Source organism: Oceanobacillus neutriphilus, assembly GCF_014645515.1.
Taxonomy (GTDB): domain Bacteria; phylum Bacillota; class Bacilli; order Bacillales; family Amphibacillaceae; genus Oceanobacillus; species Oceanobacillus neutriphilus.
This window is the reverse complement of the sequence record NZ_BMLW01000016.1, coordinates 1-19,088: the sequence shown is the minus strand read 5'-3', so window position 1 is coordinate 19,088 and position 19,088 is coordinate 1. Positions and strand designations below refer to the sequence as shown.

Below are 19,088 nucleotides of genomic sequence, written 5' to 3'. Positions count from 1 at the left end.
CTGTGAGGCTAGGAAGGATACGTCAGCAAGTTTGCTTAAGGTATGCGTATGCCCTTTTCCATCAACAGGAAAAGGGCTTTTTTATACGGAAGGAGCGGAACCGGGATGAAGAAAAAAACAGAGATTCTTGATGCTGCTGCAATAAACAGAGCATTGACCAGAATGTCTCATGAGATTTTGGAAAAGAATAAAGGTGGAGAGAACCTTGTTTTAATTGGAATCAAAACAAGAGGTGTTCCGCTGGCGAAAATTATTCAGGAAAAAATAAAACAGATTGAAGCGATTGAGGTTCCTCTTGGTGAATTGGATATTACAATGTACCGGGATGATCTGGAGAAAAAGAGTAATTATGAGGATCCGCAAATCAATTCAGTTTCTATTGACATGGATATAACAAACAAGCAGGTAATCCTGATTGATGATGTTCTTTATACAGGCAGAACAGTCCGTGCGGCAATGGATGCAGTGATGGATGTCGGCAGGCCTGCAACGATTCAGCTTGGCGCTTTAGTAGACCGGGGCCATCGTGAGCTGCCTATTCGGGCTGACTATGTAGGTAAGAATATTCCTACGGCTGAACAGGAAATAGTTGTTGTCCAGTTGAGTGAAGAAGACCAGATTGATCTTGTTTCTATTTATGAAAAGAATACATGATAACTTTTAATCAAATCCAGAGAGGTTTGAAAGGTTGTTAAGTAAAGCGAATACCTGATTTAGGCATTCGTCTAGCTCTCTGCAACCTTTGCAGAGAGTTTTTTTTGTGAATTTTTATAAAAATCATGATATCAAAGAAGGAGAGATGGGCCGTGAAACATTTTATTTCGATGCAGCAATTATCGGGAGAAACGATCAATCGCATTCTTAAAGAAGCTGAGTCAGTAAGAAAGTCACCAATAACAATAAACAAACAGTTATTTGCTGCAAATCTATTCTTTGAGCCCAGTACAAGAACAAAAATGAGTTTTGAGGTTGCCCAAAGAAAGCTGGGTTTAGAAGTATTAGACTTGCATAAAGAAGGATCCAGCCTGATAAAAGGAGAGTCATTATATGACACAGCCAAAACCTTTGAGGCTATAGGTGCGGATTTCTTGATAGTCCGTCATCCATCTGATTATTGGATGGATGAAATGGAAGAAGAAGGGCATCTGAATATTCCTGTTATCAATGCAGGTTCGGGAAAAGAAGAACACCCTACACAATGCATGCTGGATTTACTGACAATGTATCAAGAGTTTGGCAATGTAGAAGGAAAAAAGGTGGTTATCGCTGGTGATATTAAACATAGTCGTGTAGCTAAGTCAAACGCACATGCTCTGGAAAAATTAGGAGCAGATGTTTACTTTAGTGCAGCACCAGGTTTTGAAGATCAATCACTGCATTACCCATATATTACAATGGATGAAGCTGTAGAAATTGCAGATGTGTTAATGTTACTAAGAATTCAGCATGAGCGTCATATTTATAAAACAGAAATGTATGATTATCTTTCGCTCTATGGATTAACAATGGAAAGAGCAGCGAAAATGCAGAAGCATGCCATTATTATGCACCCTGCCCCGATTAACAGAGGCGTAGAGATTGATACAAAGCTAGTAGAAAGTAAACAATCACGTATTTTTAAACAAATGGAAAATGGCGTCTATGTGAGAATGGCCATTTTAACACATGTATTAAAAGAATGGGGGATTATTAATGAAAACGAAATTAATAAACGCAAAGCGCTTAACATCATCTAATGAACTGGTAAATTGTGAGATTTTAATGGAGGACGGCAAAATACGGGAGATAGCATCTGAGATAACAGAAGAGGCTGATCAAACTATCGATGCCAAAAACAACCTTGTGTCACCGGGATTTATCGACGTACATATTCATTTACGTGAACCTGGCGGTGAATATAAAGAAACGATTGCAACAGGAACAAAGTCTGCAGCCAGAGGCGGATATACAACAGTTTGCAATATGCCAAACACAAACCCGGTGCCTGACAGTAAAGACACGTTGGAGAAGCTGCTCCAAAAAATTAAAGAAGATGCTGTCGTCCGTGTTCTTCCATATGCTTCTATTACCAAAGGATTAAAAGGAGAAGAACGTACAAATATTAAAGAGCTGTTTGAACAAGGCGCATTTGCTTTTACAGATGATGGTGTAGGAATTCAGACAGCTAATCAAATGTTTCAGGCAATGAAGGAAGCAGCAGCCTGTGGCGCAGCAATTGTTGCCCATTGCGAAGATAACTCTCTTGTTTACGGCGGTGTGACGCATGATGGGGAAGTAAGCAAGCGGCTAAATCTTCCAGGAATTCCATCCCTGAGTGAGTCTGTACAAATTGCCAGAGATGTATTGTTAGCTGAAGCGGCAGATTGTCACTATCATGTATGTCACGTCAGTACAAAAGAGTCTGTCCGTGTCATCCGTGATGCGAAAAGAGCAGGAATTAAAGTAACTGGAGAAGTTTCACCGCATCATCTGCTACTTAATGAAACAGATATCCTTGAAAATGACGCAGACTTCAAGATGAATCCTCCATTAAGAGGAAAGGATGATCAGGAAGCACTTATTGAAGGGCTTTTAGATGGGACACTTGATTTTATTGCGACAGACCACGCTCCTCATGGTGAGGAAGAAAAAGCAAAGGGGTTTTTAGAAGCGCCGTTTGGAATAGTTGGACTAGAAACAGCCTTCCCGTTGCTATACACTCATTTAGTACAGAAAAATGTATTAAGCTTACATGAATTAATTGATAGAATGACGAAAAAGCCAGCGGATGTATTCGGGCTTCCTTATGGAACAATGGAAGAAGGGGCGCCTGCCGATTTAACGATTCTTGATTTGGATAAAACAGCAAAAATTGATCGTTACCAGTTTGCTTCTAAAGGTAAAAACACACCTTTTCACGGTTGGGAGGTAAATGGATTTCCGGTTATGACAATAGTAAACGGTGAAGTCGTATTTGAGGAGGACAGTCATGCATAAACGCCATTTAATTTTGGAAGATGGAACAGTTTTTGAAGGATATGGTTTTGGCAGCGAAGAGGTATCCAAAGGAGAGATCGTGTTTAACACTGGAATGACCGGGTATCAGGAAGTTATTACAGATCCAAGTTATTGTGGGCAATTTGTAATGATGACATATCCTTTAATCGGCAACTATGGAATAAACAGAGATGATTATGAAACTGTTACACCGCTTATTCATGGTTTGATTGTTAAAGAGTATAGCAAGCAGCCTTCCAATTTCCGAAATGAAGAAACAATTGACAGTTTCTTAAAGGCGAACAATATCCCGGGAATTGCCGGGATTGATACGAGAAAATTAACACGCATTATTCGTAAGCATGGAACAATGAAAGCAGCTATTACTGCTGCAGAAGAAGATGTAGAAAAGGTATTAGAGGAACTAAGAACGGCAGAATTCCGGACAGACCAGGTAAAACAAACTTCGACCAGCAAGCCTTATGTTGTTCCCGGGAGAGGACGTCGGGTTGTACTGGTAGATTTTGGTGCAAAGCATGGTATTCTGCGTGAGTTAACAAAACGCGACTGCCAAATTACCGTCGTTCCTTATAACTACAGTGCAGAAGATATTCTCCGCCTTCGTCCAGATGGCATCATGCTGACAAACGGCCCTGGGGATCCAAAGGATGTACCAGAGGCAATTGAAATGGTGAAAGGGATTCTTGGTCAAGTACCGATATTTGGAATCTGTCTTGGCCATCAGCTCCTGTCGTTAGCCTGTGGAGCAGATACAGAAAAGATGAAGTTTGGGCACCGGGGTGCGAATCATCCGGTAAAAGATTTAGAAAATGATAAAACATACCTTACTTCCCAAAACCATAGCTATGCGGTGAACCCGTCTACGCTGGAAGATACCGGTCTTGAATTAACACAAATTGCAATCAATGATGGAACAGTAGAGGGAGTAAGACATACTGTTTACCCTGCATTCTCTGTGCAGTATCATCCGGAAGCATCTCCGGGACCAGAGGATACAAATTATTTGTTTGATGAATTTTTAAAACTTATGAAGCAGCAAGAGAAGAAGCAGGAGGTCCATATTAATGCCTAAACGTACAGATATTCAAAAAATTCTCGTGATTGGATCTGGTCCAATTGTTATCGGACAAGCAGCTGAGTTTGATTATTCTGGAACTCAGGCTTGTCAAGCATTAAGAGAAGAAGGATACGTTGTTATCCTGGCTAACTCTAACCCTGCAACGATTATGACAGATAATACGGTTGCAGATAAAGTATATATGGAACCTTTAACAGAAGAGTTTTTAACAAAAATTATCCGCAAAGAGCAGCCGGATGCGATCCTGCCTACGCTTGGGGGACAGACAGGCCTGAACCTTGCAATGGAGCTTGTACGAAAAGGAATTTTAGAAGATCATCATGTGCAGCTCTTAGGAACAGCGCCGGAATCCATTCAAAAGGCAGAGGATAGAGAGCTGTTCCGTAACTTGATGAATGAATTAAATGAGCCGGTGCCGGAAAGTGAAATAGTACATACAGTGGATGAAGCTGTAGAATTTGCGAATTTAATTGGCTACCCATTAATTGTCCGGCCGGCATACACACTCGGCGGTACAGGCGGAGGAATGTGCTATAATGAGCAGGAGCTTAGAGAAATTACACATAACGGCCTTGTGCTCTCACCGGTTAACCAATGCTTAATCGAACGGAATATTGCCGGTTTTAAAGAGATTGAATATGAGGTAATGCGCGACCATAAGGACCAGGCAATTGTTGTTTGTAACATGGAAAATATTGATCCTGTCGGCATTCATACCGGAGATTCTATCGTGGTGGCACCGTCACAGACATTAAGTGACCGTGAATATCATATGCTGCGCAATGCATCCTTAAAAATTATCCGCGCGCTGGAAATTGAAGGCGGCTGTAATGTTCAGCTGGCGCTTGATCCGTACAGCTTCCAATACTATATAATTGAAGTAAACCCGCGTGTCAGCCGTTCATCTGCCCTGGCTTCCAAAGCAACAGGATATCCAATTGCAAAAATTGCAGCGAAAATCGCAGTCGGGTATACACTGGATGAAATCACCAATCCAATTACCGGTAAAACATACTCCATGTTCGAACCGGCATTAGACTATGTGGTAACGAAATTCCCGCGTTTTCCATTTGATAAATTTACCTCAGGGGACCGCCGTTTAGGAACGCAAATGAAAGCGACCGGAGAGGTTATGGCAATTGGCCGTAATCTGGAAGAATCCTTACTTAAAGGTGTACGTTCGCTGGAAATGGGAACAGAGGAGCTTCACCTGGTGAAAGCCAAAGAATTAGATAAAGAAACATTGAATAACCGCTTGAAGCATGCGGATGATGAACGAATTTTCCTTTTAGCTGAAGCTTTGCGCCGCGATTATACGGTTGATGAAATCTTTGAAATAACAAAGATTGACCGCTTTTTCTTAAACAGCTTAAATAAAATTATGGAAACGGAAAAAACATTAAGTGAAAACAAATACGATATTACTGTGTTAAAACAAGCAAAACAATTAGGAATAGCTGATGCTCAAGTTGCCCGGCTCTGGAACACTTCTCTTGATGAGGTATATGCGTTAAGAAAAGCAGAAAACATTTTCCCGGTATATAAAATGGTAGACACATGCGCGGCAGAATTTGAATCAGAAACACCTTATTTTTACAGTACGTATGAAACGGAAAATGAATCAGAAGTATCCGAACGTAAAAAAATCCTGGTGCTCGGCTCCGGCCCAATCCGAATCGGACAGGGGATTGAGTTTGATTATGCAACGGTACATTCTGTCTTTGCGATTAAAGAGCTCGGCTATGAAGCAATTATTATGAATAATAATCCGGAAACCGTATCTACAGATTTTACTATTTCTGATAAACTGTATTTTGAGCCCCTCACATTAGAGGATGTCATGCATGTAATCGAACTGGAAAAACCAGAAGGCGTTATCGTGCAATTTGGCGGACAAACAGCCATTAACCTTGCTGACGGGCTGGAACGCCGTGGTGTGAAGATTTTAGGTACTGGTCTGGAAGCAATCGACCGTGCAGAGGATCGTGATAAATTTGAAATTTTACTGGATGAGCTTGATTTGTTGCGGCCACAAGGAAAAGCAGTTCCAAAGCTGAATCAGGCAATCGAAACAGCAAATCAAATCGGCTATCCGGTGCTTGTCCGTCCTTCTTATGTCATTGGCGGCAGCCGCATGGAAATTGTTTATAGCGAAAAAGAGCTGGAAAACTATTTAGCGAAGTCTGACAATATCGACTCAGCACATCCAATTTTAATTGACAAGTATTTGACAGGAATGGAAGCGGAAGTAGATGCGATTTGTGATGGGGAAACAACCATTGTTCCAGGAATTATGGAGCATATCGAACGGGCAGGTGTCCACTCTGGTGACTCCATGGCCGTATATCCTCCGCAGCGTTTAAGTGAAGCTGTTAAAGAAAAATGTTTAGATGCAGCGGTGAAAATCTCACAAGCTCTCAATGTGAAAGGTTTAATTAATATCCAGTTCATTATCCGTGATGAAGAAGTTTACGTACTTGAAGTAAATCCAAGAGCCAGCAGAACAATTCCTTTCTTAAGTAAAATTACTGGTGTAACAATGGCAAACATTGCGACAAAATGTATCCTGGGTGAAAAACTAGCTGATATGGGCTATGAAACGGGTATTTTACCAGAACAGGACCTTGTTTCTGTGAAAATTCCAGTATTCTCTTTTGAAAAGCTGCGCAGCGTGGATACGATCCTCGGACCAGAAATGAAATCTACCGGAGAAGCAATCGGCTATGATAAAACATTAGAAAAAGCATTGTATAAAGGGCTTATCGCATCCGGATTAAAAGTTCCGCAAGAAGGCGGTGTATTATTAACCGTTGCTGATAAAGACAAGGCAGAAATGCTGGAGGTAGCAGATCGATTCCATCAGCTTGGATTTGTACTCTATGCAACGCAGGGAACAGCAGCATATATCTGCGAAGAAGGAGATATTCCGGTTGTTGAGGTAGGCAAGGTTGGCTTGGATGAACCGAATGTTCTTTCCATCATTGAGGAAGGAAAAGTCCAATTTGTTATTAATACACTTAATTCCGGACAAAAGCCGAGATCAGACGGCTTCTTAATCCGCCGTGCAGCTGTGGAGCATGGTATCGCAAGTTTAACCAATTTAGACACTGTTAATGCAATTATCAATGTCATCGACTCTACGACATTTACTGCAAAACCAATTAGCCAGCAAAAGGTGACTCTATAATGAAGAAAAAACACGAAATGAAAGTATTATCTGTTGAAACCATTGCTAAAGAAACAATTGAGATGAAATTATATCAGCCAGAGGTCAGTAAACAAACAGTACCAGGACAATTCTTGCATTTGCTTGTTCCGGGATTTACATTGAGAAGACCTATCTCTATTGCAAAAGTAGATAAGCAAGAAGGAACAATTACCATTTTATTCAAAGTCGTTGGCGGTGGAACAAAATCGTTAGCAGCTTATCAGCCAGGGATGACTGTTGATGCACTCGGGCCAAATGGAAACGGCTTTTCAATAGACGATGTACCAGAAGGCGGTCGTGTATTGTTAATAGGTGGGGGAATTGGAGTTCCTCCTATCTATCATCTTGCAAAACGCTTAAGCGAAAAAAACGTGGAGCTTGTTGCTGTGTTGGGATTTCAATCAAAGGATTATGTCTTTTATGAAGATGCATTTAAAGAAATAGCAGAAACATATGTAGTAACAAATGACGGCTCTTATGGACATCAAGGCTTTGTAACACATGTATTCCCTGAGGTCGGTGCATTTGATCAGTATTTCAGCTGCGGACCGCTGCCGATGCTGCGTGCAGTGACAACAGAGTTAAAAGACACTGCGGGCAAGGTATCACTGGAAGAGAGAATGGGCTGTGGTGTTGGTGCGTGTATGGCATGCGTATTGCCGACCGTGGATAACAGCTATAAAAAGATTTGCAGTGATGGACCAGTATTTTCAGCACAGGAGGTTATCTTATGAACCTGGAGGTAAAACTGCCTGGACTAGCATTAAAAAACCCGATTATGCCGGCATCCGGCTGCTTTGGATTTGGCAAGGAATACAGCGAATTCTATGACTTAAGCCGTTTAGGTGCCATTATCATGAAGGCAGCAACTCAATTTGAACGTTTCGGAAATCCTACACCGAGAGTTGCAGAAACGTCATCAGGCATGTTGAATGCTATTGGCCTGCAAAATCCTGGTGTAGAGCGGATTATTGCAAATGAAGTTCCGAGACTTGCAGAATATGATACTTCTATTATTGCAAATGTGGCAGGGAGCTCTTTAGAAGAATATATTTTTGTAACCAAAGCATTTAACGAAACAAATGATGTGAATGCATTAGAGTTAAATATATCCTGTCCCAATGTAAAAGAAGGCGGTATTCAGTTCGGAACAGATCCAGAGATGGCAAAGAAGGTGACAGCAGCAGTAAAAGAAGCGAGTAATCTTCCGGTTTATGTTAAACTGTCTCCGAATGTGACAAATATTGCAGAAATGGCCAAAGCAGTCGAAGAAGCTGGAGCAGATGGGCTATCAATGATTAATACATTGACAGGGATGAAGCTTCACTTGCCTACTGGAAAACCACTGATTGCCAATCAGACAGGCGGCTTATCCGGTGCGGCGATCAAGCCAATTGCTATTCGGATGATTTATGAGGTAAGGCAGCAGGTGTCTATTCCAATTATCGGTATGGGAGGAATCACTACCGCAGAGGATGCTTTGGAATTTTTACAGGCCGGTGCAGATGCAGTTGCAGTCGGTACGGCAAATTTCCAAAATCCTTTTGCCTGTGTAGACATTATTGATGCACTTCCAGAAACATTAATAAAATACCAATATACTTCTGTACAGGATGTTATTGATAGAAGGAGTGCAGTAGTATGAGCATCTATGTCGCATTAGACTTTCCAACATGGGCAGATACAGAACGTTTTTTAAAGGAAAATGATTTAGCAGGTGTTCCTGTAAAAGTCGGGATGGAGCTTTTTTACCGGGAAGGGCCGGCAATTATTGAAAAGCTGCAGGCAGAGAATCATCCAATCTTTCTTGATTTAAAGCTTCACGATATTCCAAATACCGTTCATCAGGCAATGAAAAATATTGCTGCCTTGGATGTGGATTTAGTAACAACACATGCCATCGGCGGAAAAGAAATGATTTACCAGGCGAAGCAGGGCCTGGCTGGCTCATCGACAAAGCTGATGGCAGTGACTATTCTTACTTCAATGGATGATGAAGTGTTAGAGCATGAGCTTGGCTTACAGGGCAATGTGGAAAAGAACGTTGTCCGTTTTGCATCCTTAGCAAAAGAAGCCGGAGCAGACGGAGTGGTCAGCTCTGTTCATGAGGTTCCCGTGATTAAAAAGCATTGCGGAAATGATTTCTTATCAATCACGCCAGGCATCCGTTTAGCAGATTCCTCTCAAGATGATCAGAAGCGCGTGGCAACTCCTGCAAAAGCAAAAGAGCTTGGCAGTGATTTTCTTGTTGTCGGCAGAAGCATTACCAAAGCAGAAAATCCCAGAAAAGCATATGAACAAGTATTGAAGGAGTGGCAGCATGGAAAATAAAGTAACAAAAGATTTATTAGCAATTGAGGCAGTACAATTAAAGGTAGATAACTACTTCACATGGACATCGGGGTTAAAATCACCTATCTATTGTGACAACCGCTTAACCATGAGTTATCCTGCTGTCCGCAAAAATATTGTTAAAGCATTTGCAGAAATGGTGAAAAATAGTGATACGAAGCCGGAGGTAATCGCTGGCTGTGCAACTGCCGGGATACCGCATGCGGCCTGGTTAGCGGAAGAACTTGAATTACCAATGGTATATGTGCGTTCTAAACCAAAGGGACATGGGAAAGGCAACCAAATTGAGGGAGCATCTGTGGAAGGGAAGAAGGTACTCGTAATTGAGGATCTGATTTCTACCGGCGGATCATCCATCCAATCTGCACAGGCACTGGAGCAGGAAGGTGCTGAAATTACAGCAGTGTATTCCATTTTTACTTATGGACTTCCAAGAGCAGAGGAAGCATTTGCGGAGGCTGGTTTATCCTATCAATCTATTACTGGCTTCGATCAGTTATTAGAATTACTTATAGAAGAAAACAAGCTTACAGAAACAGAAAAAGAAACAGTTCTTGCCTGGAGAAGTGAGTTATAAGATAAACAAAGGATGTGAGGCTGCATAGGCAACACATCCTTTTTCATCCCTATTTTTCCCACATACTAATCCATTCATCAATGGCAAAGGAGTCAATATCATCATCTTTCTTCTGTAAACGGATATACTTTTGCAGCTTTTCATCTGCTGTCTGCACAAAATGAATCACCTGCTGACGTGCTTCCTTTTTGTCTACGGTACGATGAAGCCAGTCATGGAAAGGCAGTTCTTTTATCCGTATGTCCTCCTGCAGCAGGGTAAATTGATATTTTGAAAAAAGTACCTTCCATTCGGAAATCTTTTTAGCACGTTCATGACTTGGATCGCGCATTGCTTCCAGCTGATTTAAAAATTGATCCTCCGCTTCATTCTCCGAAGCAATATTATCAACAAATAAACATTTTCCTCCAGGCTTTAAAACACGATAAGCTTCCTGAATAAATTTTTCCGGATGTGGAAAGTGGTGTGCTGCGATTCGGCAGGTGATAATATCCATGGAATCATCAAGAAAAGGAAGTTCCTCGGCATCCGCAATAATAAATAAAATATTATCGTTTTCATTTATGCTGTTTCGGACATTTGACAGCATGGATGGTGTTAAATCTGTTGCGATAACCTGTTTGGCTGATGGGGCTAATGTTTTTGCAACCTGGCCGCCACCTGTAGCGATGTCCAAAATAATTTGTTCCCTTGTCGGCTGTAACCAATCTGAAATTTTCTGCAGCGCGGCTGGATTACTGTGTGTACTGCTGTTGACATAAGCATCTTCTCTTTTGGTAAATAATTCTTTATTTAATAGCTTTTTGTCCATAAAATTAACTCCTTTTTCATTAGTCAGTTATAAAGTAAATAAAATATTCTTCATTAAATACTATATGCTATAATGAAATAAGTAAAATACTATATTTTAATAAATAATGATAATTTATACTTATTGGAGGCTTTTGTTATGCGGATGGATGATTATGAAATCCTGTTAAAACTCTATGAAATTGGTACAATACGGGGAACGGCAAAAGCTATTCTCATTTCCCAGCCGGCAGTTACACAACGTTTAAAATACATGGAAAACTATTTTGGAGAAACAATATTTATAAGGACATCGAAGCGGTTATTACCAACTCCTGCAGGAGAACGGGTTATTCAGCATGCAAAAGAAATGGTGGAGAAGGAGCATTTATTTAAAAATCGTTTAGCAGAGACTGGAGAAGAAATACAAGGAACACTGTCCATTGCTTGTTCTTCGTTAATCAGTCAACGCTATCTTCCGGATATTTTAGGAGAATATACGGCTGCCTATCCAAAGGTAGCTGTTGATTTAGTAACGGGAATCAGTGAGGACATCAGAAAAAATCATAAGCAATATCATGTATGTATTATTCGCGGTGATAAATTAAAGGAGACGACATCGGTGCATTTGTTTGATGATCCGCTTTATATATTTGATACAGAACCCTTCCCGGATCACGCTGTAAAAGAAAGACCAATCATTTCTTTTAAAAGTGATGACAGTATGCATGAGCTTGTTGATAGCTGGTTATTTGAACAGCAGAACTATATTAAACCGCAAAAAAAGATGACAGTGGACCAAATTGAAACCTGTAAACAATTTATGAAGCAGGGGATAGGTATGGCTGTATTACCGGGAAGTGTCTCGAATCATCTCAAAGAGCATTACCCATACATTCCTTTATTTTTAGAAAAAGAGGCTGTGACACGTGATACCTGGGCCTGTTTTCAAGAAGGGATCCGTCAGCTTCCGCAGGTCGATCATTTTCTTCGTCTGCTGGAAAACTATGATTTTATCGCAGATTAAAAATAGAGTGTCTTTACTCAACTTTCGCACTTAAAAAATAACTTGCTTATTATAGAGACAAGTGGTGATCGTTCCTTCTATCTATCTCTTGACAAAGCATAAACTCTATCCAGAAAGAAGGTAACATGTAAGGCCACCGCTGCGTCTGACCGTTTTGCTTTCGACGTACAACTCTTTTCGATGGGGTGAGTAATCTTAGGCCCCAGGACGTTGCGACCTTAGCCTGCCTAGGGGCACGCTCTTCAGCTAACTTTTGCCAAGAAGATCACTTGGCAAAAGTGGATCTTCAGATGGTGCTGATCCCTGTCCAGCTACAAGCGTCAAAAACTAGACAACTTCCCGATAGCGCCCTACGATAAAGAAGACTTAGTGACTGGCAAGCCGCCAGGCGCAGACAGAGCTAAAGTCGCGCTTATGCCCCGCGGGTGAAAGTCATCATCCGTTCGTAAACTCACGGTGATTCCTTTATCTCAGTTGCTTCGGTCCAGTTGTTACGTTTTTAATCGACGCTTTCCGCTTTCCTTTCAGGAGTCAAAACGGTCCGCCTCCGCTAGAAAGGGATTCTATACCGTTTAATGCAACGGGGCTAATAGAAATTAGACCAGTAAAGAAAATCTTTTTCGTGGTACATATAAAAATGTTCCGTCACGATTACTTTCTGTTCATAAAAGCTATTCCTGATATTTACTATCCCATGTTATATCTTAATTTAAATTGCCAAATCAACCATTTAAAATACTAAAATAATCTTTTTATCAAGCAAAAAGCGGTTATTTCATCCAACTCCATCAGGGTATGATTTCTTTCATTTGCTATAGAAGCCTAACTGAGCGCAGACCAACTACGGGAACAGGGCGAGCTGAAGATCCACTTGAAAAGCAGTTTTCTTTTTAAGTTAGCTGAAGCCGTCCCCATGGAAAGCGTAGTGGTTGGTTGAAGGCGCTATGCACAATCTTCCTTTCAATAAAAAGATGATTTAACAAAACGCAAGCAGGATAATGTAAAATATATTCATCTTGAAATAGAAAGGTATAGATGCTTATTCTCAGGTGCGAAAGTTGAGGTCTTTAGAAAAAAGGTTTAAAGAAATGAAATAAAGGAAATAGTACCTTTAGATTAAATTATAAAGGAGCAGTGATTTCGATGAGTAACATTATTTTCAGTTCAAAAGCAACAGCGCAAAATGGCAGAGACGGTCATGTGAGATCAGATGATGGGATTATCGATGTGAATTTAGTTAATCCAGCCGGAAATAAATCAGATGAAAAAGGCTCCAACCCGGAACAGCTCTTTGCTGCGGGTTATGCAGCATGTTATGATGGTGCACTTAATTTAATGGCATCCAATAAAGGTAAAAATATTACGTCAGAAACAACAGCCGAGGTTCATTTTATGAAAGACCCTTCCGATGATGGCTTTAAAATTGGAGCCACTCTCCATATTAAAATCGAGGGTGTCAGCCAGGAGGAAGCAGAAGATCTGGCAGAAGCAGCACATCAATTCTGTCCGTATTCAAAAGCGACAAGAGGCAATATTGAAGTAGAATTGAAACCGACGGCGGTTTAAAAAGCATAAAAAAAAAGTTCCAATCCTTAGGGCTTGGAACTTTTTTTGTAATATAAACTGCTTCCTGCTTATAAAATGAAAGATCTTTTCGCAGGAGTTTTACCTGACTGATTTGATTAAGAATTCTTCATCCCCTGCTGCAAAGCAACCATTTCCTCTGCAAGAGCTTGAAGCCTTTCTACAATTCGTTCATCAATGATTTCATCACTGTCCATATTAAAAGCGCTATTATGGACAAAGACATTTCCCGTTGGAACGAGCCCTTTAAAATAAGATAGAATCGATCTTAGATGATACTCCATAACAAGAAAATGCTTTTCAGACCATCCGGTTGCAACCATGCCTGTTACTTTATGCTTGAAGACAAATTCAGGCAAATGGTCCAGCAGGTTTTTTAGCGCTCCTGAAATAGATGCTTGATAAATCGGCGTACCAAAAATGAGAAAATCAGCAGATGAAATCTTTTTAACAATATTCCAGGTATCTTCATTATAATCTGCTAAGGGAGCACCGTTAAAAAAGTCAATTTCATAATCCCTTATGTCGATTAATTCTGTTTTCAGGCTCGAATCGAAACGCCGGGCATGGACTAAGACCTGGTTAACTGCGATTGCAGTTTTGTCACCGGCAGGAGCACCTGATATTCCGACAAGTTTCATTTGTTTAAACCTCTTTTCAAGTCTTTTTATTTTACCCGTAATTGATCTACAATATCTTTTGCCGGTGTAACAAACAATGTTTTTTGGTTATCATATGTCACATAACCAGGCTTCGAACCATTTGGCTTTTTCACATGACGAATTAACGTATAATCTACCGGAACAGAGGAAGATTGCTGCGATTTACTGAAATAGGCAGCTAAAATAGCGGCTTCCTCTAATGTTTTTTCGCTCGGTTCTTTGTCCCGGATAATAACATGTGAACCGGGAATATCCTTTGTATGCAGCCATACATCATCACGATGGGCCAGACGCATTGTTGCATATTCGTTTTGCTTGTTATTTTTGCCGACTAAAATAGTGATGCCGTCAGAAGATTGATAGGTTTCCGGTGCAGGCTTCTGCGGTTTTTTTGCTTTTTTAGAAGAACGCTGTTTGCGCAAATATCCTTCTTCTCTGAGTTCTTCACGAATTTCTTCGATATCATCCGTACTTGCTACATTAAGCTGCTGCAGCAATTGATCAAAATAAACAATTTCTTCATTGGTCCGTTTGATTTCCGATTCCATAATCTTACGGGAATTTTTCAGTTTTTGGTAGGTTTTAAAATAATTCTGTGCGTTTGCGCTAGGTGATTTATTTGGATTTAACTGAATTGTTATTTCCTGCTGATCCGGATCATAATAGTCTACAACAGAGATTTCTTTTTGATTCGGCTTCACCAGGTGCATATGTGCTGTTAAAAGCTCACCCATTTTTTGATAATGGTCTGCGCGTTCTGATTTTTCCACTGTTTGCTTGTGTTTTTTCAGCTTCCGGACATTTTTATCCTGTTCCGTTTTAATAAAGCGATAGAGATCTTTTGCCTGCTGTTTGACGCGGTCCCGTTCTGCTTTTCCAGAATAAAACGTATCGAGCATCGGGTTGACTTCTTCAAATACAGTGTCTGCCTTTTCCTCCGGGAAATCGAGCACATGAAAATCTTCCTTTGGTTCCTGATAAATAGCTGGCAAATAATCATTTTCCTGTAATTGCTTTTGCACATGAGCAAGCATATTCTCATAGTCTTGATTGGAGCCAAGATGGACACTTTCAATCATTCTTTTCGTAACAAATGGAGAAAAGCCCTCTATTAAGCCGAGCAGCTGTTTATCCATTTTACCTGCGTTAAAATCTAATTTTTTCACTATCGATGCACTGTCTGTATCTAAAATAGAAAACTTATGCTGATCAGGCGGCAATTGATAGGTCTGCCCGGGTAAAATCGTCCGGTGACGATTTTGCGATAAGGAAACATGCTTTAGGCTGTCAATAATATGGCCTTTTTCCTGATCCACTAAAATAAGATTACTATGCTTACCCATCAGCTCCATAATTAATTGTTTATAACTGATATCGCCTATCTCATTACGGGTCCGGATCGTAAATGTCACAATCCGCTCCATTCCTTTTTGTTCAATATTTTCAATAACGCTTCCGGCCAAATGCTTTCTCAGCACCATACAAAACATAGGAGGCTCTTTTGGATTTGTATAAGAATCGTTTGTTATATGAAATCGGGCATACGTAGGATGGACAGAAAAGAGCAGACTGTGATTTACAGATTGGCTGCGGACTGTCATGACAATCTCTGTTTCCGATGGCTGATAAATTTTATTAATTTTTCCTCGTTCTAATTTTGCTGCTAATTCTTTCGTAACCGCTCTTGTTACAATACCGTCGAATGGCATATATGATCACCTCAACGGCAATTATAGCATCTTTTTAGAAGTTCGGGCATAGAAATGGATTAAGTGCTTGTACAATTCATGTCTGCCGGAGGAATGTATAATGAAATGGTATCAGCTCAACCAAAAAAAATTAGAAGAGACATTGCAGGTAAAAGCAGATGTCGGGTTAGGGGAGAAGCAGGTTGCAAAAAGACGTCAGCAGTATGGCGAAAATGTTTTAGCAGCGAAGAAAAAAATACCCGGATGGATTTTATTCTTAAAACAATTCCAGGATTTTATGGTATTGATTTTATTAGCTGCCACTTTGATTGCCGGATTATTAGGAGAGTATATTGATGCAATAGCTATTATGGTTATTGTATTAATTAATGGAATTATCGGCTATTTTCAAGAACAAAAAGCAGAAAACTCATTGGAAAAATTGAAAGAGCTGTCCGCCCCGATAGCCAGCGTAAAACGGGACGGGCAATGGGTGAAAATTCCATCGAAAGAGGTTGTTGTAGGAGATATTGTCAGGTTTGCAAGTGGAGATAGAATTCCTGCAGATGTCAGGGTTATTCAAACAACCAGTCTGGAAACGGAAGAATCTGCTTTGACAGGTGAATCACTTCCTGTTGCTAAACATACAAAGGAAATCAGAATGGATGGATTAGAAGCACAGGATCAAGTCAATATGGCCTTTATGGGGACGCTTGTTACACGCGGCTCAGGAGAAGGTATTGTTGTCAGCACGGGCATGAAAACCGTGATGGGACAGATTGCCACATTGCTGGATAATACGAAAAAGGCCATTACACCACTGGAAATGAAATTGGCAGAACTGGGAAAAATACTGATTGTTGTTGCACTATTCCTGACATTACTTGTTGTTGTAGCTGGTATTTTCCGGGGCCATCCGATGTATGAAATGTTTTTAGCCGGAATATCTCTGGCAGTAGCTGCTATTCCTGAAGGTCTGCCGGCAATAGTTACGGTTGCTTTATCTCTTGGTGTCCAGAGAATGATTAAAAAGAAAGCCATTGTAAGGAAGCTTTCGGCGGTCGAGACATTAGGATGTGCTTCTGTTATTTGCTCGGATAAAACAGGGACGATGACCGAAAACCAAATGACTGTAAAGGAAATATATATAAACGGAAGAACTTTATATGTCACAGGTGATGGATACCAGACTCAGGGAGATTTTCTATACAATCAAAAAAAGATAGAAGATTCTCACGCAAATTTGAAATCAATGCTGCTCTATGGAATGCTTTGTAACCATGCATCCATTTCTTTGAAAAAAGGAAAGAATGTTGTAGATGGAGATCCTACAGATGGCGCACTGCTTGTTGCAGCGTATAAATATGGCTTTCATGAAAATGATAAACAGCCTTTCCGGATTGTGAAAGAAATACCATTTGATTCCAATCGGAAACGGATGAGTATTGTCATAGAAGATGAGAACGGGATGCGTTTATTAATCACAAAAGGAGCACCTGATATTTTACTTCCAAAATCTTCCTACATTCAAACAGAGGATGGGAAGACAGTTTTAACAAAAGAGCGGAGTAAACAGACTGAGCAGGCAATGGTTTCTATGGCCGAAAAGGCACTTCGAACTATTGCGATTGGCTTTCGGGTGTTATCTTCCTCTGATTCACTGGATTCTGCACTATTGGAGGAAGACTTGACATTAATTGGCTTATACGGGCTGATGGATCCTCCAAGAAAAGAAGTAAAAGCAGCTGTTCGTGAATGTAAGGAAGCGGGAATTAAAACAGTTATGATAACTGGTGACCATGCGCACACAGCAAAAGCAATTGCCAATCATTTAGAGATTCTTCCAGAGAGTGGCAAGGTACTGGAAGGAAGAGAATTAACACAAATGTCAGATGCTGAATTGGTGGATACGATTGAAGAAACGTATGTTTTTGCACGCGTAACACCGGAGCATAAACTTCGGATTGTCAACGCCTTTCAGGAAAAAGGGCATATTGTTGCCATGACAGGAGACGGGGTGAATGATGCTCCGGCTATGAAAGCAAGTGATATAGGGATCGCAATGGGGATAAGTGGAACGGATGTAACGAAAGAAGCATCATCTCTTGTTTTAATGGATGACAATTTTGCGACAATCAAATCCGCTATTCAGGAAGGCAGAAATATCTATGAAAACATTCGGAAGTTTATCCGTTATCTGCTTGCTTCCAATGTGGGAGAAATTTTAGTGATGCTCTTTGCTATGCTGCTTGGACTGCCGCTTCCGCTTGTACCTGTGCAAATTCTTTGGGTGAATTTAGTAACAGACGGATTACCTGCAATGGCACTAGGGGTAGATCAGGCTGAAGGAGATGTGATGAAACGGGGACCAAGAAATCCGCGTGAAGGAATCTTCTCCCGGGGCCTCGGCTATAAAATTATCAGCAGGGGAATATTAATCGGGGTTGTTACTTTAATTGCATTTATTGTAGCTTACCAGAACGATCCAAGTAATCTTGTCTATGCCCAGACGATTGCTTTTTCCACTCTGGTTGTGGCACAATTAATTCATGTGTTTGACTGTCGCAGTGAAAAATCAATTTTTGCAAGAAACCTATTTGAAAATCGTTATCTGATTTTAGCAGTACTATCATCGATGCTGTTGCTATTAGTTGTTATTTACTTTCCGCCGCTCCAGCCGATTTTCCATACAGTAACCTTATCTGCAATTGACTGGCTGCTTATTGTCGGGCTGGGAGCATTGCCAACTGTTTTATTTGGATTTACTAAGAAATAAAGAATTAACACCAGAATTTAATAGGTGTAATTATGATTCTTTGTAACCGCTGCGGAAAAATACTACGCTAGCTAGCGTTATAAATATAGTTGGCCACTTATATCAAACATTGATTTAGCAGAAAAATCAAAATGAAAACAAAATAAGAGTTCATTGTAAAATAGAATAAAACAGCTATTCCATTCATGTAGTATCATTTTCAGCAGATTGGAATAGCTGTTTTAATTCAATTTATATAAATTAAATTATCACTAGCGTTGCATAAATATAATAAGAATATTCTGTAAAGTATTTCATAGTCATTTTCGCCAAAAAATCAACAACCTAATAAAGGTGACACTGTCCATTTG

General features: G+C 40.4%; 15 protein-coding genes. 12 read left to right on the top strand and 3 right to left on the bottom strand.

The window, feature by feature from the left end:
* Positions 1–105: 105 nt before the first annotated feature.
* The 9 genes from pyrR to pyrE all read left to right on the top strand — a co-directional run bounded on the left by pyrR (position 106) and on the right by pyrE (position 10,212).
* Positions 106–654 carry a bifunctional pyr operon transcriptional regulator/uracil phosphoribosyltransferase PyrR gene (pyrR, locus tag IEX29_RS22135; RefSeq protein ID WP_188737333.1) on the top strand — a complete coding sequence of 183 codons (549 nt, stop codon included), beginning with the start codon at positions 106–108 and terminating at the stop codon, positions 652–654.
* A 152-nt stretch (positions 655–806) separates the two neighbouring features.
* Positions 807–1,736 (top strand): aspartate carbamoyltransferase catalytic subunit, encoded by a 930-nt coding sequence (locus IEX29_RS22130; protein WP_188737331.1) that lies wholly within the window; start codon positions 807–809, stop codon positions 1,734–1,736.
* Positions 1,693–2,976 carry a dihydroorotase gene (gene pyrC, locus IEX29_RS22125; RefSeq protein WP_188737329.1) on the top strand — a complete coding sequence of 428 codons (1,284 nt, stop codon included), beginning with the start codon at positions 1,693–1,695 and terminating at the stop codon, positions 2,974–2,976. Before IEX29_RS22130 ends, pyrC begins: the two co-directional genes overlap by 44 nt.
* Positions 2,969–4,069 (top strand): carbamoyl phosphate synthase small subunit, encoded by a 1,101-nt coding sequence (locus IEX29_RS22120; protein WP_188737327.1) that lies wholly within the window; start codon positions 2,969–2,971, stop codon positions 4,067–4,069. The genes pyrC and IEX29_RS22120 overlap by 8 nt, the downstream gene beginning before the upstream one ends.
* The gene (carB, locus tag IEX29_RS22115; protein WP_188737325.1) at positions 4,062–7,262 is read left to right on the top strand and encodes a carbamoyl-phosphate synthase large subunit; all 3,201 of its coding nucleotides are present in this window, start codon (positions 4,062–4,064) and stop codon (positions 7,260–7,262) included. Before IEX29_RS22120 ends, carB begins: the two co-directional genes overlap by 8 nt.
* Complete coding sequence (locus tag IEX29_RS22110) at positions 7,262–8,017, top strand: dihydroorotate dehydrogenase electron transfer subunit (RefSeq protein WP_188737323.1); 756 nt, start codon at positions 7,262–7,264, stop codon at positions 8,015–8,017. The genes carB and IEX29_RS22110 overlap by 1 nt, the downstream gene beginning before the upstream one ends.
* The gene (locus IEX29_RS22105; protein ID WP_188737322.1) at positions 8,014–8,928 is read left to right on the top strand and encodes a dihydroorotate dehydrogenase; all 915 of its coding nucleotides are present in this window, start codon (positions 8,014–8,016) and stop codon (positions 8,926–8,928) included. The genes IEX29_RS22110 and IEX29_RS22105 overlap by 4 nt, the downstream gene beginning before the upstream one ends.
* Positions 8,925–9,614 (top strand): orotidine-5'-phosphate decarboxylase, encoded by a 690-nt coding sequence (pyrF, locus tag IEX29_RS22100; protein ID WP_188737319.1) that lies wholly within the window; start codon positions 8,925–8,927, stop codon positions 9,612–9,614. The genes IEX29_RS22105 and pyrF overlap by 4 nt, the downstream gene beginning before the upstream one ends.
* Complete coding sequence (gene pyrE / locus IEX29_RS22095; RefSeq protein ID WP_188737317.1) at positions 9,604–10,212, top strand: orotate phosphoribosyltransferase; 609 nt, start codon at positions 9,604–9,606, stop codon at positions 10,210–10,212. The genes pyrF and pyrE overlap by 11 nt, the downstream gene beginning before the upstream one ends.
* 49 nt (positions 10,213–10,261) lie before the next feature.
* Here pyrE and IEX29_RS22090 read toward each other — a convergent pair whose 3' ends face one another.
* Positions 10,262–11,023 (bottom strand): class I SAM-dependent methyltransferase, encoded by a 762-nt coding sequence (locus IEX29_RS22090; protein ID WP_188737315.1) that lies wholly within the window; start codon positions 11,021–11,023, stop codon positions 10,262–10,264.
* Positions 11,024–11,161: 138 nt separating this feature from the next.
* On the opposite strand from IEX29_RS22090, the gene IEX29_RS22085 reads away from it, so the two are divergent.
* Positions 11,162–12,028: a LysR family transcriptional regulator gene (locus IEX29_RS22085; protein WP_188737313.1), complete on the top strand. Its 867-nt coding sequence runs from the start codon at positions 11,162–11,164 to the stop codon at positions 12,026–12,028.
* A 1,143-nt stretch (positions 12,029–13,171) separates the two neighbouring features.
* The gene (locus IEX29_RS22080) at positions 13,172–13,594 is read left to right on the top strand and encodes an organic hydroperoxide resistance protein (protein ID WP_188737312.1); all 423 of its coding nucleotides are present in this window, start codon (positions 13,172–13,174) and stop codon (positions 13,592–13,594) included.
* Between the two features lie 116 nt (positions 13,595–13,710).
* Here IEX29_RS22080 and IEX29_RS22075 read toward each other — a convergent pair whose 3' ends face one another.
* Together IEX29_RS22075 and IEX29_RS22070 are read right to left on the bottom strand one after the other, a co-directional pair.
* Entirely contained in the window at positions 13,711–14,253 is a 543-nt protein-coding gene (locus IEX29_RS22075; RefSeq protein ID WP_188737310.1) for an NADPH-dependent FMN reductase, read from the bottom strand.
* 26 nt (positions 14,254–14,279) lie between these two features.
* Positions 14,280–15,983, bottom strand: coding sequence for an Rqc2 family fibronectin-binding protein (locus tag IEX29_RS22070; RefSeq protein WP_188737308.1), 1,704 nt, complete (start codon positions 15,981–15,983; stop codon positions 14,280–14,282).
* A gap of 100 nt (positions 15,984–16,083) precedes the next feature.
* Between IEX29_RS22070 and IEX29_RS22065 the strand changes: the two genes are divergently transcribed.
* Entirely contained in the window at positions 16,084–18,738 is a 2,655-nt protein-coding gene (locus IEX29_RS22065) for a calcium-translocating P-type ATPase, SERCA-type (RefSeq protein ID WP_188737306.1), read from the top strand.
* The last annotated feature ends 350 nt before the right edge of the window (positions 18,739–19,088 follow it).

Excerpts from the sequence above, each read along its gene's own strand:
- pyrC (WP_188737329.1), top strand. The coding sequence starts at position 1,693 with ATGAAAACGAAATTAATAAACGCAAAGCGCTTAACATCATCTAATGAA.
- IEX29_RS22110 (WP_188737323.1), top strand. The coding sequence starts at position 7,262 with ATGAAGAAAAAACACGAAATGAAAGTATTATCTGTTGAAACCATTGCT.
- IEX29_RS22080 (WP_188737312.1), top strand. The coding sequence starts at position 13,172 with ATGAGTAACATTATTTTCAGTTCAAAAGCAACAGCGCAAAATGGCAGA.
- carB (WP_188737325.1), top strand. The coding sequence starts at position 4,062 with ATGCCTAAACGTACAGATATTCAAAAAATTCTCGTGATTGGATCTGGT.
- pyrR (WP_188737333.1), top strand. The coding sequence starts at position 106 with ATGAAGAAAAAAACAGAGATTCTTGATGCTGCTGCAATAAACAGAGCA.
- pyrF (WP_188737319.1), top strand. The coding sequence starts at position 8,925 with ATGAGCATCTATGTCGCATTAGACTTTCCAACATGGGCAGATACAGAA.
- IEX29_RS22065 (WP_188737306.1), top strand. The coding sequence starts at position 16,084 with ATGAAATGGTATCAGCTCAACCAAAAAAAATTAGAAGAGACATTGCAG.
- IEX29_RS22070 (WP_188737308.1), bottom strand. The coding sequence starts at position 15,983 with ATGCCATTCGACGGTATTGTAACAAGAGCGGTTACGAAAGAATTAGCA.
- IEX29_RS22085 (WP_188737313.1), top strand. The coding sequence starts at position 11,162 with ATGCGGATGGATGATTATGAAATCCTGTTAAAACTCTATGAAATTGGT.
- IEX29_RS22120 (WP_188737327.1), top strand. The coding sequence starts at position 2,969 with ATGCATAAACGCCATTTAATTTTGGAAGATGGAACAGTTTTTGAAGGA.
- pyrE (WP_188737317.1), top strand. The coding sequence starts at position 9,604 with ATGGAAAATAAAGTAACAAAAGATTTATTAGCAATTGAGGCAGTACAA.
- IEX29_RS22105 (WP_188737322.1), top strand. The coding sequence starts at position 8,014 with ATGAACCTGGAGGTAAAACTGCCTGGACTAGCATTAAAAAACCCGATT.
- IEX29_RS22075 (WP_188737310.1), bottom strand. The coding sequence starts at position 14,253 with ATGAAACTTGTCGGAATATCAGGTGCTCCTGCCGGTGACAAAACTGCA.
- IEX29_RS22090 (WP_188737315.1), bottom strand. The coding sequence starts at position 11,023 with ATGGACAAAAAGCTATTAAATAAAGAATTATTTACCAAAAGAGAAGAT.